Below are 16,516 nucleotides of genomic sequence, written 5' to 3'. Positions count from 1 at the left end.
GTCTCATCCGGGCTCCCCCCGAAGGAGTCCTCCAATCGGAAAGTTGTCAATATGCCAACCGATCGACGGACCGGATCATCCCGGTCTCGCACCATCCTCCGCTTCCGTATCCTGTCGATCATTTCCCTTGTGACCGTGTCGATTACGGCTTTCGCCGGATTTGCCCAGGCTGCCCCGGCGACGGCGGGTCCGGTCAAATACCAGCTGACGAGGACCGCGAACTCGCTGTCCCTGACGGTGGACAACGGCCGCATAGCGATAGAAAACAATCTTCTGACGATCCGTAACCTCGCGGGAGCAGAAGTGTTCACCATGCCTTTGGCATATCGAAAGGAATATCGTCAATTTCCCATCGATGCGCACACCGCCGGCACCACGGCGACCCTGACACCGTCGCGTGATCTCGCACGTTCGACCGCTGTCGACCGGGGTGTCGTGGATTCACTGCGGGTGAAGGCGGCAACGATCGTAGGCCCTCAGACCCGACAACAGCGCGACGATCAGGCGTTGGCCCGGTTCAATCAGCAACTCAGTACCGGACTGACCATCTCGTCCATCGTGGGTACGGCGATCGGCGCGATCGTGGGCGGCATTCTCGGATGCGTCATCGCGACCGCCACCACCGTGATCGGCTGCGTCCTCGGCGGGTTCGTGCTGGGAGCGTCCGTCGGAGGGATCATCGGTCTGATGCTCGGTGGCGGTGGTTCACTGGTCGGCGCAGCGATCCAGTACTTCCAGACCATCAACTCGCCATTCAGACCGCAGATCGTGCCCTGACAGATTTCACCTGACAGTTCCACCTGACGGTCCGCCTCAACGGTCATCGAGGCGGACCGTCAGTCGTTGTCCCACCCGAGTGACAACGCGGCGCACCGCGGAGTCCCCCCCGATTGCGATGGCGGCTCGCGATCTCGGATCGGTGACCAACGCGTCCACGGCCGAGATGACCCGATGGCTCGGTTCGGTCGCCCCGACGTCGAGCAGCCAGCGTCTCAGGACGCGGGTGCGGACCGCCGTCGGCGCCCCCGCCAGGTCGCCGAGGTCGAGGTCGTGGCCACACGCCGCCGCGGACCACAGATCGTCGGCGATCCCGTCGAGCGCGTCGTTGTCGGCCCGCAACCCCGCCGCCGTCCGCCCGAGCGCCTCGACGACACCGCCGTGCAAGACCTCGTCGAGCAGGGGCAACACCTCGCTGCGCAGCCGCACGCGGGTGAAACGCGGATCGCGGTTGTGCGGGTCATGATGCGGGCGCAGGCCGAGTTCGGTGCAGGCGGCGAGGGTTCGGGATCGTCGAACGCTCAGTAGCGGCCGGCCCCAGGGCGGGTTCCACGGCCGCATGCCGGCCAGCGACCGCGCACCGGAACCACGGGCCAGGCCGAGCAGGACGGTTTCGGCCTGGTCGTCGGCGGTGTGGCCCAGGAGCACCGCGCATCCGTCGCGGGCCTCGTCGAGCGCCGCGTATCGCGCGGCCCGGGCCGCGGCCTCCATGCCACCCTCGGTACCCACCTCGACGGCCAGAACGCGCGCATCGGCGCCGAGGGACTGCGCGGCGGCCGCAGCCGCCTCGGCGACCTCGGCCGACCCGGTCTGCAAGCCGTGGTCGACGACCAGCGCCCGGACCCGCAGCCCCGCCCGGAGCGCACAAGCAGTGAGCGCCAACGAATCCGGCCCGCCCGACAGGGCCACACACACATCGGTGCCGACGGCGGGATACGCGGCGACGAAGTCCGCGACCGCCCGCGTCAGAGCACCCGTTGCATCCATTTCCGCGGTTCGTCGATCTCGTCCGGGCGGGGCATCGTCTCCGGCGATGTCCAGATGGTGTTGAAGGCCGGCATACCCGCCCCGTCGACCACCTCGTCGACGAAGGCCTTGCCCCGAATGTATTGGGCAAGCTTGGCATCCATCCCGATCAGTGCCCGGATGATGCGCTGCACCGGATTCCGGGGTGTGGTCCGGCGCCGGTCGAACGCCTGACGTATCGACGCAACGGTCGGAACCTGTTGCGGACCAACGGCATCCATCACGTGGTCGGCGTGCCCCTCGAGCAGGGTGCCGAGCATCATCATCCGGGTGAACGCCTCGTGCTGCTCGGGCGTCTGCAGCAATTGCATCGCGCCGATCACGCCCTTCTCGCGCGGCGTGTTCTGGTCCCGCAACATCGACGTGATCCGGCCGACGACCTCGCCCGCGCTCTCCCCGGATTCGGAGGTGAGGATCTCGAGGTTGTCGATCATGTATTGCCGCAACCAGGGATTCGCCGAGAACTGCACCCGGTGGGTGACCTCGTGCAGGCACACCCAGAGCCGGAAGTCGCTGGGCACCACATGAAGTGACCGTTCCACCGAGATGATGTTCGGCGTCACCACCATCAGCACGCCGGGGTCACCGGTCTCCGGGTCGGGGGTGAACGGGTCGTACTGCCCGAGGATCGCCCCGGACAGGAACGCGAGCAGCGCACCCGCCTGCAGGCCACCCGCCTTGGCGGACAGTCCACCGAGCCCGATCCCACTCGGCGCCGGCACCTCGTCGGCGCCGAGCATCGACCGCATCGACTGGGCGGCCGCGTCGATCCACTCCTTGCGGTCGAGGATGCGGGCGGTGGGCACGCGGAGCCCGTCGGCGAGGCCGGTGACCTCACGCACCGGCGCCTCCGCCCGCACGGCGGCGTCGGCGAGTTCGGCCTGTGCCGCGTCGACGGTGTAGGACGTGGCCTTCGGACCGGGCCGCGCCAGACGCTTGGCGGTCGACGCCGCGAATCCCCAGTCGATACGCGCCCCGATGGACTCGGGCTCGACCTGCTCGGTGACCTCGGTCATCGGCAACCACACTCCCTCAGATCGCCGGCCACGTCATCGAGCGCGGGCCGTGCATCGGCCGGCGACGTGCCGCCGGACATCAGTGCGAAGGACAGGACCCGTCCGTCGACGGTCTGCACTATGCCGGTCAACGAACTCACCCCCGTCAACGTTCCCGTCTTGGCGCGAACCCAGCCGGCGCCGGGGTTGGTCGTCGAGTTGAAGCGGTCGGCCAGCGTGCCGGTACCGCCGGCGACCGGAAGCCCGTCGAGCATCGGGCGCATCAGCGGCTGCGCGGGCCCACTGGCCCCGGTCATCAATGTGTCCAGCAGTCCGGCCGGCACCTTGTTCGCGTACGAGAGTCCGGACGCGTCGCGCAGCGTGACGCCGGTGAGGTCGAAGCCCTTCTCCCGCAACACCGATTCGACGGCATCCACGCCGCCGGCGATGGTCGCGGGGCCGCCCCGGGCCACCGAGAGCTCCAGGGACAGCGTCTCGGCGAGCACGTTGTCGCTGTAGCGCATCATGTCGTTGACCCGGGTGACCAGCGGCGCCGAGCTGACCGATGCGATGACCTGGCCGGTCGCCGGAGCCGTGGTCGTGGTGACCACCGAGGTGACACCCAACGCCTCGGCCAGGGCCCGACCGGCCATCTCCGCAGGGGCGGCCGAGCGTGGCGAGAACTCGTCGAGCGGGTCTGTCCGCGCCCCGTCGACCATCAACGACTCGATCGGCGCGATGTCGCCGCCGGCGATGTCCTGACGATCCCAGGTACGTTCCATCGTCGGACCGGGATAGGCGCTGGTGTCGACGGCGACGGAGGTGACGGTGACACCCGACTTACGGATCTGCGCGGCCAGGTCGGCGATCCGCGGGGCATCGGTGTAGAAGCTGTCGACTCCGGAGGGCTGCGCGGTCAGCGTCGGGTCGCCCGCGCCCTTGAGGATCACCTGCCCGTTCGGCCCCGCCACCACCGTGGTGGTCAGCCGCTTGTCGTGCGGCAATGCGAGCAGCGCGGCCGCCGCGGTGAGGATCTTGGTGTTCGACGCCGGAGTGCGGGGGGTTGCCGGGTTGTCCGACCAGAGCACCTGCCCGGTCAGCACATCACTGATCTGGCCGGTGAACTCGCCGAGCGCCGGCGCGCGGATGTCGGCCGCGATGGCCTGCTGCACGCCGGCGGGCGTGGGTGCGGGCGCGGTCACCGACACCGGGCGGATCTGCGGATTCACCGTGATCGCGGCCGGTTGCGGCGGAATGCCGGGCGGCAACTCGTCGGACGAGTCCAGGCGCAGCGCGATGACGACGGATCCGGCGGCGATCACCGCCAGGATCACCACGGCGACGATCGTCCACAACAGCATGCGGCGGGTGGATCTGCGCCGTGCGCCCACAAGACCTCCTCCTCGGTGCGATACGAGGGTTCGGGGTCCCCCCGTCTAAGCCCCCACAGTATCGTTGAGGCGATCTGTGCAGGCGACCAGCGGTATTCGCCCAGGCCGCCTGCCGTCACCCACCGCAATGACGACGACGCCAGGAGGATGCAGTGGAATTCGATGTGACCATCGAGATCCCGAAGGGTAGCCGCAACAAGTACGAGGTCGACCACGAGACCGGCAAGATCTACCTCGACCGCTACCTCTACACGTCGTTCGGCTACCCGGCCGACTACGGCTACATCGACGACACGCTCGGCGAGGACGGCGATCCGCTCGACGCGCTCGTGCTGTTGCCCGAGTCGGTGGTTCCCGGCGTGATCGTCAAGGCCCGCGTCGTCGGCATGTACACGATGACCGACGAGGCCGGCGGCGACGACAAGCTGCTGTGCGTCCCGGCCGGTGACGTTCGTTGGGACCACATCCAGGACATCAGCGACGTCTCGGAGTACGAGCTCGGCCCGATCTCGCACTTCTTCGAGCACTACAAGGACCTCGAGCCGGGCAAGGAGGTCCAGCCGGGCGGCTGGGTCGGCAAGGCAGAGGCCGAAAAGGTCGCGCAGGCCGCGGTGGAGCGCTTCCCCGGCCACTGACGTCATCCTCACACCAAACGCCACCAGCACAGACGTCGAGTGTGCTGGTGGCGTTTGACGTGGACGTCACGAAGCCCGGAGGTGACCGAACGCGTGGGTGCGCTTGCCCTCGCGGATCTGGATCGTCTTGACCTCGGTGAACTCCTCGAATCCGACGACGCCCATCTCGCGGCCGTAGCCGGACTGCTTCATGCCACCGGCCGGGAGTTGGGGACCGCCGTCGATCGTCGTGTTCACCCAGACGCGACCGCTGCGGAGTTGCTTGGCCACCGACAGTGCACGGTCGATGTCCTTGGTCCACAGCGAGCCGGACAGCCCGTACGGGGTGGCATTCGCCAGGTGGACGGCTTCGGCGGCATCGGCGAAACGGGTGACCGTCAGCACCGGCCCGAAGATCTCCTCGACGAATTCCGGCGATCGTTCGGTGACGTCGACGATGATCGTGGGCTCGACGAAGTGCCCGGCCGAGCCCTGCGAACCCGTCCGCACATCGCCGCCCAGCACGATCCGTCCCCCACCGGCCTCGGCGGACGCGATATGCCGGCACACCTTGTCCTTGTGGTCGGCATGGATCATCGGGCCCACGTCGACGCTGCCGTCGAGTGGGTCACCCACCCGCAACCGCCTTGCCGCGGCGACCAGACGTTCCACGAACGCTTCCGCGACCGTGTCCTGCACGAGCAACCGCGATCCGGCAACGCAGCATTCGCCGTTGTTGAAGAACGCGCCGAACAACACCCCGTCGAGCGCGTCGTCGAGATCGGCATCGTCGAAGACGATGTTTGCGCCCTTCCCGCCGAGTTCCATCGACAACCGCTTCGCCGTGCCCGCCGACGCGGCGGTGATCGCGTGACCGGTCGCCGTGCTGCCGGTGAACGAGAGCAGGTCGACATCCGGGCTCTCGGCCAGCACCGCCCCCACCTGGGCGCCGTATCCGGTGACGACGTTCACCACACCGTCCGGGATGCCGGCCTCGGCCAGGATGCCGGCGAGTTCGAGGGTGGTTCCGGACGTGAACTCGGACGGTTTGACGACCGCGGTGCACCCCGCCGCGAGCGCGAACGGCAGCTTCTGCGCCAGCAACAGCAACGGGAAGTTCCACGGCATGATCATCGCCGCCACGCCTGCCGGTTCCCGGACGACCAGTGCGGTGCAGTCCTCACCGAGTCCGGTGTGGGCCTCGCCGTGGGACGACATGGCCAGTCCCGCCGCGTACTCGAAGAGTTCCGCGCTGCCGGCGATGTCGCTCTCCGCGTACCGCAACGGCTTCCCGGTCTCCTCGGCCTCGATGCGTGCCAGTCGCGCGGCATCCGACCGGATCAGTGCCGCAACGCGCAGCAGTGTCCGGGCCCGGTCCATCGCCGGGATCCGCGGCCATGAACCCGTGTCGAATGCGCGGCGCGCAGCCGCGATCGCGCGGACGGTGTCGTCGCGGGTACCGGCGGGGATCTCCGCGAGTGCCCGGCCGTCTACCGGACTGTGCCGGGTGATCGCCGGCCGGGCGTCGGCCGCCTCGACGCGGCCGTCGATGAACTGTCCGTACCGACGGATCGCCGTGGCGGTGTCGATCGTGCTGGACGACATGTAGAACTCCTCGTGTATCGAACGGGTGCCGGTGATCGTGCTCAGTGCTCGTGGATCAGCACGCCGCGCAGGTTCTTGCCCGCGTGCATGTCGGCGTACGCGTCGTTGACCTGGTCGATCGTGTACCGCGTGGTGATCAGCTCGTCGAGCTTCAGGTTTCCCGCCTTGTAGTAGTCGAGCAGCGCCGGGATGTCGGTCGTCGGGTTGCAGTTGCCGAACAGCACGCCGCGAAGCGTCTTCGCGTAGACCACGAGTTCCAACGGGCTGATCGGGATCCCCGGCTCGTTCTGGCCGATCGAGACCACCGCCACCCGACCTTCCTTGCGGACCGCGGAGAACGCTTCGGCGATCAGCGCGCCGTCGACCACACCGACGGTGACGACCGCCGAGTCCGCTCCCTGCCCGTTGGTCACCGAACCCACGAACGGCATCGCCTCGGCGATGGACGCGAACGCGTGGGTCGCACCCAACTCCAGGGCTCGTTCACGCTTGAACTCGACGGGGTCGACGGCGACGACGTGCGCGGCGCCCGCGTTGTGCGCGCCCTGCACCGCGTTGATCCCGACGCCGCCGACGCCGACGATCATCGCCGTGTCCCGCGGCCGCACGTGGGCTGCGTTGACCGCGGCGCCCCAACCGGTGGCGACACCGCAAGACACCAGGCACGCGACGTCGAACGGCAGGTCGGCGTCGATCTTCACCGCCTGCGACTCGTCGGTCACGAGGTAGTTGGCGAAGGTGCCCAGCCGCTGCATCGCACCGATCGGCTGGCCGGTGGAACGGGTAAACCGGGCGTTGCCGTCGATGCCGAATCCGTTCTCCATCCCGGCGCCCGAGTCGCAGATGTACTGCATGCCCTGCGAACACCACCGGCACCGACCGCAGGCCGGCAGATAGGCGGTGGCGACATGGTCGCCCACGGCCAGGCGACGCACGCCCGGTCCGACGGCGTCGATGATGCCCGCGCCTTCGTGTCCTCCCACCATCGGGAGAGCGTTGGGGATGTCGCCGGTCACGAGGTGGTCGTCGGAATGGCACAGGCCCGAGGCCATGACCTTGATGCGGACCTCGCCGGGTCCGGGTTCGGCGAGTTCGAGGGTTTCGACCTCCCACTTTCCGCCGATGGCGTCGATGACTGCTCCGCGCACTGTTCGAGACATGATGGTTCCTCCTGAGGTGGTCTATTTGATGATGGTGAGTTTGCTGCGGTCGAGAGTGAGAACGACGATCGCGATGACGACGCCGCCGTAGACGATCTGCTGGTAGTTGGGGTCGACGCCGGCCACCGATCCACCGACGCGCAGCACGGTGACGATGAGCGCGCCGACGATGACCTTCCAGGCACTGCCGATACCGCCGGTGATCGCGCATCCGCCGACGAGGACCGCGGCGATCGCGGGCAGTAGCAGAGCGTCCGCCAATTGCGGTGCCGCACTTTGCTGTTGGGACGACAGCACGACCGCGGCCAGGCCGGCGAACAGCCCGGAGAGTGCGAACGCGGTGATGCGCACCGCCTTTGTCCGGATGCCGGCCATCAGCGCCGAGCGCTCGCCGAGTCCGACGACGTGGAAGATGTTGCCGCGCGGGTGATAGTGCATGAAGGCCCAGATCCCGGCGGCGATCACGATGCCGATCCACACCGCGAGCGGCATCGACAGGAAGCTCGTCGAGCTGAGCCAGAAGATCGCGCCGTAGTGGTGGTCGATGTAGATGGTCGTCGAGCCCGACAGCGCGAGCGCGATCGCGCCCCAGAATCCCAGGGCCCCAAGCGATACCACGAATGAGGGGACCTGTCCGAGCGTGATCAGGAAGCCCGTCAGCGCGCCGATGACCGCGGTGGCGGCCACGGTGATGAGAATCGCCAATGGCCCTGTGGCGCCGATGGTCTGGGCGAGGATCACCGTTCCGAGCGAGCACACCGCCGCGATGGACAGGTCGATGCCGCCGGTCAGGATGACGAACATCTGCCCGAGTCCGAGCAGCAGGATGGGCAAGGCCTGTGCGGTGACCACCGCGAGTGCCGTGGTCGAGAAGAAGTTCGGTTCGGCGATCGTGACCAGCCCGAGGAGCACGATCAGCAGGGCCGGTGGGCCTGCCGTCCGCAGCATCGCCGCCGAGGGCAGTGACGAGCGGGTGGGCGCGGTCCCGGTGCGGCGCAGGGTCGAGGTGATTGCGGTGTCAGCCATGGTCACATCATCTTTTCGAGTAGCTCGAGTTTGGTGGGGGGTTGTGTTGCGACAGAGTCGTATTCGGCGGTCAGGTGCCCGTCGCGGAGCACCACGATGCGGTGTCCGAGTCCGATCGCCTCGTCGAGCGTGTCGGCCAGGACGAGCACGCCGACGCCGCGGTCGGAGAGGTCGCGGATGAGGCGGTAGACGTCTTCCTTGGCGCCGATGTCGAGCCCGCGGGTCGGGTGGTCGAGGATCAGCACCGACAGGTCGTCGTCGCACAGCCATTTGGCGAGTACGGCCTTCTGCTGGTTGCCACCGGACAGCCGGGCGATGTCGGCGTCGGGATCGTCGGGACGGATGTGCAGGTCCCGGATCCATCGCTCGGCGATCTGCCGTGCGGCCGCGGCGCGACCTCGACGACCGGAAACCGGATGGGTGAGGCAGATGTTGTCGGCCACCGTGGCGCCCGACACCATGCCCTCTGTGCGCCGCTCGGCGGGCAGGTAGGCGACGCCCGCACCGACCGCCTGATTGGGCGACCGCGGCGAGAGCGGCGAACCGCCGACCGCCACGGTCCCGCCACGCAGCGGTTCGGCCCCGAAGACGGCCCGCGCGAACTCTTCCCGGCCGGACGCGGCGACGCCGACCATACAGACGACCTCACCGGGTTTGACGGAGAGCGAGACGTTCTCGACGCTGCGGCCGACCGACACGTCGCGCGCGTCGAGGACCGGGGCCACGTCGTCGACCGACGTCCGCCGCTCGGTGCAGTAGATCTCGTCCGCGGCCTCCTTGCCGATCATCATCGAGTAGAGCTCTTTCTCGTCCACGTCCTCGGTACGGCGTTCGCCCACGAGGCGGCCGTCGCGCAGTACGTAGACCCGGTCGGAGAACTGGAGGACCTCGTCGAGCCGGTGCGAGACGAAGATGACCGACCCGATCTCACGCAGCGCCATGACCCGGTCGCGCAGGATCTCGATGTCGGCGGGCTGCAGCACCGATGTCGGTTCGTCGAGGACCAGCAGTGGGGCGTGGTCGGACTGCCGGTCGCTGATCGCCCGGGCGACCTCGACCATCTGCCGTTCGGCGAACCCGAGGTCCTCGGTCGGCGCGTCGGGATCGACGCCGGAGTCGACGCGGTCGAGCATCGCCTGGGCGGCGCGTCGTCGGGCACCTCGTCGGGTGACACCGAGGCGGACGTAGTCCGACTCCGATCCCAGGGTGAGGTTCTCTGCGACAGTCAGGTTGGGCAGCAGCGACTGTTCCTGGTGGACGACGCCGACGCCGTGGCGGGTGGCATCCGCCGGGTCGGCGAACACGGTGTCGACGCCGGCGATCCGCATCACGCCACCGTCGGGCTTGTGCACGCCGGCCAGGATCTTGAGCAGTGTCGACTTGCCTGCCCCGTTCTCGCCGATGAGTCCGATCACTTCGTTCTTGTTGACGGTGATGGAGACCTCGTCGAGGACCACGTTGGGGCCGTAGCGCTTGGTGATTCCGTCGAGCTCGAGTAGCGGTGTCATTTCACGACCCTCAATCGGTTGCGGGCAGGCCAGCCGGTCGCGATCACCGCGGCGACGATGATCACGCCCTGCGCGCCTTGCTGGACATAGGGACTCGCGCCGGAGAGCAACAAACCGTTGCCGAGGACGACGAGCAGGAGGATGCCGACCAGAGAATGCAGAGGTCCGCCGCGACCTCCGGAGAGCAGCGTTCCGCCGACCACCACCGCCGACAGGGTGAGGAAGAGGTTGCCCGAGCCGACCCCGACGTCTCCGACACCGAGCCGGATGGTCGCGAGGACTCCGCCGAGCCCGGACATGATGCCGGCGATGGTGAACAGGATGACCTTCGTGCGGGTGACGTTGATACCGGTCACCTTGCTGATCGCCTCGTCACCGCCGATCGCGTAGGTGTGGGTGCCCAGCGACGTGACCTTGCAGATGAACAAGGTGACGAGAAGTGCCACGATCGCGAACACGACGATCATCGGGATGCCGAGCCACGCACCTTGGGCCCACCCTGCGAGCGCCGCGTCGGCGAGTTGCGGTGTCGTGGTGCCGAACAGGACCGTGGCAACGCCCAGGCCGATGAACCAGGTGCCCAGCGTCACTAGGAACGACGGGACCCGCGCGATCGCGTGGAGTACGCCGTTGACCAGTCCGAACAGTGCACCGACGCCGATCGCGAGCAGTACTGCCCACAGTCCGAGGTCGTTTCCGTTGACGCTGTTCGCCGCGAGCAGGACGAAGGTGAGTCCGCTCGCGGCCATCACGCCCTCGATGGAAAGGTCGACGCTGCCGATCAGGACGACGAGCGTCGCGCCCATCGCGAGGATCAGCGGGATGGCCGCCTGCTGGACGATGGCGTTGAAGTTGCCGATCGTGAAGAACGAGTCGGCGGTGAACGAGAAGATCGCACAGAGGGCGACGAGCGCCACGAGCGGTCCGAGCGATCGTCCCCATCGGGACAACAGAACCGATCTGCCGCTGGTTCCGGCGATGTCGCCGGCTGCCGCGATCTCTTCCGGCTGCGCCGGAGCTGAAGTGGTCATGGTCGGGAGTTCCTCACTGATCGATCGGGCCGACGATGCGCGAGAACGGATCCTGGACCGAGTCCACGATCTGCTGATCGGTCGGGCGCTGGGTGTATTGGCCGGCGTTGTCCTTGGTGATCAGCTTCTGATCGACGTAGAACTCGCGCTTGAGTTTCGGCAGCTGCGAAACGTCGAGCTGACCGGTCGCGGCCTGATGGCAGATGGACAGGCCCATGGCGCCGTTGAAGTAGGGGTCGGTGGTGTAGGTGGAGACCATCTCACCCTTCTGGATGGCCTCGAGACCTTCGGGCGTCGCGTCGGCGGCGCTGGCGACCTTGATCTGCCCGACCTTGCCCTTCTCGCGCACCGCCTGCAGCGCGCCGAGCGCCATCGAGTCGGTGGCCGCCCAGATGCCGTTGACCTTGTCGCCGTACTTGTTCAGCAATGTCTGCGTCGTCGCGTAGGCCTTGTTGCGGTCGAAGTCCGCCGGCTGGCTGTCGAGCACCGTCACCCCCGGATGCTTGGCGATGCCCTCGGTGAAGCCCTGGTACCGGGTCTTGGAGACCTCGTTGGCGAGCAGGCCCTGGATGGCGATGACGCCACCCTTGTCGCCGACGCTCTTGCCGAGGACATCACCGGTGTCCGAGCCCTCCTTGATGCCGTCGTAGCTGACGTAGGACGCCCATCCGTCACCGACATCCCAGGGGTGCAGGTCGGCCGGCTTGCTCCACTGCGTGACCGCGCAGCCGCCACTGTTCTGTACGGCCCGAACGATGGCCGGGGTGTCGGCACTGGTGTTGGGGTTGATGTTGAGCAGGACCTTCTTGCCCGTCGCCAGCACCGACTGCAGCTGCGAGAGCGCATTCTGCGAATCGCCGCCGTAGACGATGACCTTGAGGTCGACGCCGACCGACTTGGCGTAGGCCTCGCTGCCCTCCACCCATGCGGCCTCGTACGGGTTCGTGAGAGACCGAACCTCGGAGACCATCAGCAAGTTGCTCGCGTCCGATGTCCCGGAACCCGACCCGCACCCGGCGAGTGCCGCGGACCCGAGAGCCGCGGCGACGGCCAGGGTCGCGAACCTCCGCGCCGCAGATCGGGGAATTGAATGTGCCATGAAGATTGAAACCTCCTGTAAGCGTTTTCTACAGTGATCGGGACCACATGTCAAGGGTTGTGCAGCGCCGCCGCCGGTTTGGCCGAGTGACGGGCATCAATGCAGATCAGACAGACTCTTCGGCATCACGCCGAGCGCGCGCGATCAACCGCCCCGCCGTCGCCTCCGACCCACCCAACGAGTGATTCTTGATAGCGCTTTCTCAGTGGCCGGGCCGCGACGCCGCGACGTTAGCCGGCGGCCCGCAACAGCGACCTGCTGATGATCAGGCGCTGCATCTCGCTGGTGCCTTCGTAGATCTTGGTGATGCGGGCGTCGCGGTAGAGCCGTTCGACCTCGTACCCGCGGATGAAGCCGTTTCCACCGAACACCTGTAGCGCGGCATCGGTGTGCCGGACACACGCCTCCGAGGCGTTGAGCTTGGCCATCGAACACAAGACCTCGGCATCGGCGTCGCCCGCATCCAGCGCCCGGGCGGCGCTCACCGACAGCGACGTCGCCGCCTGCAGCTCGGTGGCAACCGACGCCAGGGAGAAGGAGATCGCCTGGTTGTCGGCGATCGCGCGGCCGAACTGGTGGCGATCCAGCGATTGGCGCACGGCGGCGTCCAGCGCCGCGCGGCTGATCCCCAGGGCGAGCCCGGAGATGCCGAGCCGCCCCTTGGCCAGCACCTTCATCATGTAGCCGAACGCCTGTCCCTCCTCGCCCAGGAGCGCGGACTCGTCGAGTTCGACGTCGTCGAACACCAGTCCGCCGACCTGGGAGGCCCGCTGACCCATCTTGTGTTCGTGGTAGGCCCGACTCACGCCGGGCGCATCGATGTCCACGACGAAGACCGAGATACCGCCCCGCTTACCGCGCTCCGGATCGGTGACGGCCAGCACGACGGCGAAGTCGGCGACAGGTGCGTTGTGGATGTAGATCTTCTCTCCGCGCAACCGCCAGCCCGACGACGTCCGTTCCGCCCGGGTGGTGATCGACCCCAGATCCGATCCGGACCCCGGCTCGGTCAGTGCGTAGGCGCACCGCTTCTCGGCAGCGAGCATGGGACGCAGATAGCGCTCTTTCTGTTCATCGCTCCCGTAGCCGCCGAGCAGGCTGCCCAGGATCTCGACCAGACCGCATTGGTCGGCGATGGAGGCGTAGCCGTACGACAGCGACTCCATCACGAACAGGTAGTCCAGCGCGGTGCCGCCCACTCCGCCGAGTTCTTCCGGCACGGTGATGCCGAAGAGGCCGATCTTGCCCATCTCGGCATAGATCTCGTCGGGAAACCGCTCGGTCTCGTCGAGTTCGGCCGCGATCGGCCGGATACGTTCGTCGACGAACTCGGCGACGAGGGTGCGTTCCTCGGATCCGAACAGCGCGGTGGGGATGCGACTGTTGGCGGTACCAGGTGCGAAGGACATTGATCACTCCTCAGGTGATTTGTGGGTGTTCGGATGATTGGGTGGTCGGTGATTCAGCGGGGCGCGAGCGCGACTGCGGCCCCGAACAGCGCGGGATCCATCTGCCTGGGCGCGTCGATGACCGGATGGAAGCCCATGTGCGCGATGATGTCTCGTTCGATGTCGATGCCCGGGGCGACCTCGGTCAGCTCGAGGCCGTTCGCACCGAGGACGAAGACCGCCCGCTCGGTGACGTAGACGACGCGCTGCGCGGCCGTCAGTGCGCGGGAGCCGGAGAAGGTCACCTGCTCGAGCGACCGGACGAACTTGGGAACTCGCCCTTCGCGTCGGATGGACAGACGCCCGTCGTCGAGGGCGAGGTCGAGTCCGCCGGCGGTGAAGGTCCCGCAGAAGACCACCGTCCGTGCGCTCTGCGAGATCTCGACGAAGCCGCCGGGCCCGTTGACGGCACCGGCTATGCAGCTCACGTTGACCGATCCGTGCGCGTCGACCTGGGCCATCCCCAGGCACGTGAGATCGATCAGGCCGCCGTTTATGAGGTCGAACTGGGTGGTGGACGCGTGCACGACCTCCGGGTGGATCGCGGCGCCGAAGAGGTCTCCGGTCAGCGGGCGGCCACCGATGATGCCTTGTTCGATCACCATCGTGTTGTCGCGCAGACGACCGTCGGCGGCCAAGACGTCGACCACGTGGGTGGGCATGCCGAAACCGACGTTGATGATCGAGCCCCGGCCGATCAACGCTGCGGCGCGGCGGGCGATGATGTCGCGCACCGGAGCCACCGGACTCGCCGGTTCAACGTCGAGATTCCCTGGGCCGCAGAGTCTTTCGTCGAACTCGGACTCATGCGTCTGCCACTGGGCGGGGACTTCGACGACCGCGTCGACGAGGACCGCGGGCAGGTGAACGATATGCGGGTCGAGCACGTCGTCGGTGATCGCCTTGACCTGGGCGATCACGATCCCGCCCGAGGCGCGGGCGGCCTGCGCGATCGACAATGCGTCGAGCTGGGCGGCCTCTCCGGCCCACCCGATGTTGCCGTTACGGTCCATCACATCGCCCCGGACAAGGGCCACGTCGACCTCAAATGGCTTGTAGCGCAGATACTCCCGACCATCGAGTTCGACCACTTCGACGATGTCGTCGGTGGCCGCGGCGTTGAACTTGCCGCCACCGAGCCGGGGGTCGGCGAAGGTGCCGAGACCGACTTCGGTGATCAGACCCGGCCGTCGCGCACCGATCTCCCGGAAGAGTTGACTGATCACTCCGCCCGGCAGCGCGTAGGCCTCGATATCCTCGTCCCGGGCCATCTCGCGCAGTTCGGGCGACCACGTCCACAACCCGCCGATCACGCGTCGTACGAGTCCACGATGCGCGAATCGACCGGCCCCACCGCCGCGTCGATCCCCCATGCCGAGTGCGTAGACGACCGTGAGGTCACGCGGTTGCGCGGTATCGGTGAAACGCGTCTCGAGCGCGGCGAGCAGCGCCTCGGGTTCCAGGACACCGCCGCCGGCTCCGGTCACCGCGACACTCGCCCCGGTAGGGATGAGATCAATCGCCTCGCCGGCCGTCATCTGCCTGGGACGCAGTCCACGATTGAGGATCATGAGAAACGCTTTCTTTGCTGTTGCAGCGGATACATCGAGCTTCGCTGTGTGAACTGTATCGCAGAGAAAGCGCTTTCTCAATAGTCCGGCTGGAATTTTCTCGGTATTCCCGGCCACGATCCCCGACGTCCGGGACCGCGCCCTCGCCGAAGACCCCGCTCAGGCGTCCGGTGCCGGACCTGTCGAATCGCGGACGACCATCTCGGCAGGGAGTGGGTCCGGCGAATCTGGTTGCTCTCCGTTGTCGAGCATCGTCAACATGAGTTCCCACCCCCGACGACCCAGTTCGGCCTTGGGACTCTTCACGGTGGTCAGTTTGGGCGCGATGTGCCGTGCGAGGACCACATCGTCGAAGCCGGTCACCGAGATGTCCTCCGGCACCCGCAGTCCCCTGTCACGCAGCGCCGAGATCGCGCCGATCGCGCTCAGGTCGTTGAAGCAGATCAGGGCGGTCGGGTCGTGTTTCAGCGCCTCGGCAACCGCCTCGTAGGCGCCCTCGACCGTGCCGTCGGCGGCGACACGCGTCGTCTGCAGACCGAAGGCCGACGAACTCTGCACCGCTCGCCACCGCTCGCGGTTCTGCCACGCCAAGTCCGACCCGCCGATATAGACCGCGCGGGTATGCCCGAGCCGCGCGAGATGGCTGCACATCTGCATCATCGGCGTGAAGTTGTCGGCCGCGACCATCGGTAGGTCCACGCCGAGTTCGATCCGGTTGATCAGGACCGTCGGCGCCTGCCGTCGGGCGAGTTGTTTCAATCCCGATGTCGGTATGCGACTGGACAACAGCACCAGACCGTCGACCTGACCGAGCAGATCGAGGGCGGTGTTCAGCTCCTCGCCGGGGTCGCCGTTGGAGTCGGCCACCAGCATGCGGTAGCCCTGCTCAGCGGCGCCCCGGTGCATCTCGTTGACGACGTCGAAGAAGTAGGCGTTCGTGAGGTCGGGCAGGATGACCCCGATGTTGCGCAAGCTGCCGAGCGCGAGACCTCGGGCCGCACGACTCGGGCGGTAGGCGAGCCGGTCGGCCGCCTCGTGGACCCGGTCGGCCAGTTCCTGGTTGACCTTGGACGACCCGCTCATCACCCGCGAGACCGTCGCGATGGACACCCCTGCGGCATCGGCGACCGTCGCGATGGTCGGCCGTGAGCGGGCAGCGGTGGGGCGTTGTGTCGGCATGACCTCATCCTCGGTGTGAGTGTGAAAACCACGGCACCCCGGGTCGGGCGACGTTTACGTGTCGCGATGCGGCCATCCACATCGCG

At 67.5% G+C, this 16,516-nt stretch carries 14 protein-coding genes; 2 read left to right on the top strand and 12 right to left on the bottom strand.

Annotated features, from left to right (window positions below):
- Positions 1-51: 51 nt before the first annotated feature.
- Positions 52-777 carry a glycine zipper family protein gene (locus tag ACWDTI_RS20460; protein ID WP_449739955.1) on the top strand — a complete coding sequence of 242 codons (726 nt, stop codon included), beginning with the start codon at positions 52-54 and terminating at the stop codon, positions 775-777.
- Positions 778-813: 36 nt separating this feature from the next.
- Here the strand turns inward: ACWDTI_RS20460 and tilS are convergent, their stop codons facing one another.
- From tilS to dacB, 3 genes are read right to left on the bottom strand one after another with little or no spacing between them, the layout of a single operon-like run.
- Positions 814-1,764, bottom strand: coding sequence for a tRNA lysidine(34) synthetase TilS (gene tilS / locus ACWDTI_RS20455; RefSeq protein WP_449739954.1), 951 nt, complete (start codon positions 1,762-1,764; stop codon positions 814-816).
- Complete coding sequence (locus ACWDTI_RS20450; protein WP_449739953.1) at positions 1,743-2,819, bottom strand: zinc-dependent metalloprotease; 1,077 nt, start codon at positions 2,817-2,819, stop codon at positions 1,743-1,745. Before ACWDTI_RS20450 ends, tilS begins: the two co-directional genes overlap by 22 nt.
- On the bottom strand, positions 2,816-4,159 hold the full coding sequence (gene dacB / locus ACWDTI_RS20445) for a D-alanyl-D-alanine carboxypeptidase/D-alanyl-D-alanine endopeptidase (protein ID WP_449740035.1): 1,344 nt from the start codon (positions 4,157-4,159) through the stop codon (positions 2,816-2,818). The genes ACWDTI_RS20450 and dacB overlap by 4 nt, the downstream gene beginning before the upstream one ends.
- 182 nt (positions 4,160-4,341) lie before the next feature.
- Between dacB and ACWDTI_RS20440 the strand changes: the two genes are divergently transcribed.
- A complete protein-coding gene (locus ACWDTI_RS20440) occupies positions 4,342-4,824 on the top strand; it encodes an inorganic diphosphatase (RefSeq protein ID WP_449739952.1) in 483 nt (160 codons plus the stop codon).
- Between the two features lie 66 nt (positions 4,825-4,890).
- On the opposite strand, the gene ACWDTI_RS20435 is transcribed toward ACWDTI_RS20440, so the two are convergent.
- From ACWDTI_RS20435 to ACWDTI_RS20395, 9 genes are all read right to left on the bottom strand, one after another.
- Positions 4,891-6,408, bottom strand: coding sequence for an aldehyde dehydrogenase family protein (locus ACWDTI_RS20435; protein WP_449739951.1), 1,518 nt, complete (start codon positions 6,406-6,408; stop codon positions 4,891-4,893).
- A gap of 41 nt (positions 6,409-6,449) precedes the next feature.
- Positions 6,450-7,568, bottom strand: a complete 1,119-nt coding sequence (locus ACWDTI_RS20430; RefSeq protein ID WP_449739950.1) for an NDMA-dependent alcohol dehydrogenase — start codon at positions 7,566-7,568, stop codon at positions 6,450-6,452.
- Between the two features lie 21 nt (positions 7,569-7,589).
- Positions 7,590-8,594, bottom strand: coding sequence for an ABC transporter permease (locus tag ACWDTI_RS20425; RefSeq protein WP_449739949.1), 1,005 nt, complete (start codon positions 8,592-8,594; stop codon positions 7,590-7,592).
- Between the two features lie 2 nt (positions 8,595-8,596).
- Positions 8,597-10,102 (bottom strand): sugar ABC transporter ATP-binding protein, encoded by a 1,506-nt coding sequence (locus ACWDTI_RS20420; protein ID WP_449739948.1) that lies wholly within the window; start codon positions 10,100-10,102, stop codon positions 8,597-8,599.
- Complete coding sequence (locus ACWDTI_RS20415) at positions 10,099-11,133, bottom strand: ABC transporter permease (protein WP_449739947.1); 1,035 nt, start codon at positions 11,131-11,133, stop codon at positions 10,099-10,101. Before ACWDTI_RS20415 ends, ACWDTI_RS20420 begins: the two co-directional genes overlap by 4 nt.
- Positions 11,134-11,146: 13 nt before the next feature.
- Positions 11,147-12,232, bottom strand: a complete 1,086-nt coding sequence (locus ACWDTI_RS20410; RefSeq protein ID WP_449739946.1) for a sugar ABC transporter substrate-binding protein — start codon at positions 12,230-12,232, stop codon at positions 11,147-11,149.
- A 230-nt stretch (positions 12,233-12,462) separates the two neighbouring features.
- Positions 12,463-13,641, bottom strand: a complete 1,179-nt coding sequence (locus ACWDTI_RS20405) for an acyl-CoA dehydrogenase family protein (protein WP_449739945.1) — start codon at positions 13,639-13,641, stop codon at positions 12,463-12,465.
- Positions 13,642-13,694: 53 nt separating this feature from the next.
- Entirely contained in the window at positions 13,695-15,251 is a 1,557-nt protein-coding gene (locus ACWDTI_RS20400) for a malonate decarboxylase subunit alpha (RefSeq protein ID WP_449739944.1), read from the bottom strand.
- 159 nt (positions 15,252-15,410) lie between these two features.
- Positions 15,411-16,430 carry a LacI family DNA-binding transcriptional regulator gene (locus ACWDTI_RS20395; protein ID WP_449739943.1) on the bottom strand — a complete coding sequence of 340 codons (1,020 nt, stop codon included), beginning with the start codon at positions 16,428-16,430 and terminating at the stop codon, positions 15,411-15,413.
- Positions 16,431-16,516 lie beyond the last annotated feature (86 nt).

Source organism: Gordonia sp. NPDC003424, from assembly GCF_053588655.1.
The sequence above is the reverse complement of the archived record's forward strand: the minus strand, read 5'-3'. Positions and strand labels throughout refer to the sequence as shown.

What these genes read in the sequence shown, in the direction of transcription:
- ACWDTI_RS20460 (WP_449739955.1), top strand. Translation starts at nt 52, where the DNA reads ATGCCAACCGATCGACGGACCGGATCATCCCGGTCTCGCACCATCCTC.
- tilS (WP_449739954.1), bottom strand. Translation starts at nt 1,764, where the DNA reads ATGGATGCAACGGGTGCTCTGACGCGGGCGGTCGCGGACTTCGTCGCC.
- ACWDTI_RS20450 (WP_449739953.1), bottom strand. Translation starts at nt 2,819, where the DNA reads ATGACCGAGGTCACCGAGCAGGTCGAGCCCGAGTCCATCGGGGCGCGT.
- dacB (WP_449740035.1), bottom strand. Translation starts at nt 4,159, where the DNA reads ATGCTGTTGTGGACGATCGTCGCCGTGGTGATCCTGGCGGTGATCGCC.
- ACWDTI_RS20435 (WP_449739951.1), bottom strand. Translation starts at nt 6,408, where the DNA reads ATGTCGTCCAGCACGATCGACACCGCCACGGCGATCCGTCGGTACGGA.
- ACWDTI_RS20430 (WP_449739950.1), bottom strand. Translation starts at nt 7,568, where the DNA reads ATGTCTCGAACAGTGCGCGGAGCAGTCATCGACGCCATCGGCGGAAAG.
- ACWDTI_RS20425 (WP_449739949.1), bottom strand. Translation starts at nt 8,594, where the DNA reads ATGGCTGACACCGCAATCACCTCGACCCTGCGCCGCACCGGGACCGCG.
- ACWDTI_RS20420 (WP_449739948.1), bottom strand. Translation starts at nt 10,102, where the DNA reads ATGACACCGCTACTCGAGCTCGACGGAATCACCAAGCGCTACGGCCCC.
- ACWDTI_RS20415 (WP_449739947.1), bottom strand. Translation starts at nt 11,133, where the DNA reads ATGACCACTTCAGCTCCGGCGCAGCCGGAAGAGATCGCGGCAGCCGGC.
- ACWDTI_RS20410 (WP_449739946.1), bottom strand. Translation starts at nt 12,232, where the DNA reads ATGGCACATTCAATTCCCCGATCTGCGGCGCGGAGGTTCGCGACCCTG.
- ACWDTI_RS20405 (WP_449739945.1), bottom strand. Translation starts at nt 13,641, where the DNA reads ATGTCCTTCGCACCTGGTACCGCCAACAGTCGCATCCCCACCGCGCTG.
- ACWDTI_RS20400 (WP_449739944.1), bottom strand. Translation starts at nt 15,251, where the DNA reads ATGATCCTCAATCGTGGACTGCGTCCCAGGCAGATGACGGCCGGCGAG.
- ACWDTI_RS20395 (WP_449739943.1), bottom strand. Translation starts at nt 16,430, where the DNA reads ATGCCGACACAACGCCCCACCGCTGCCCGCTCACGGCCGACCATCGCG.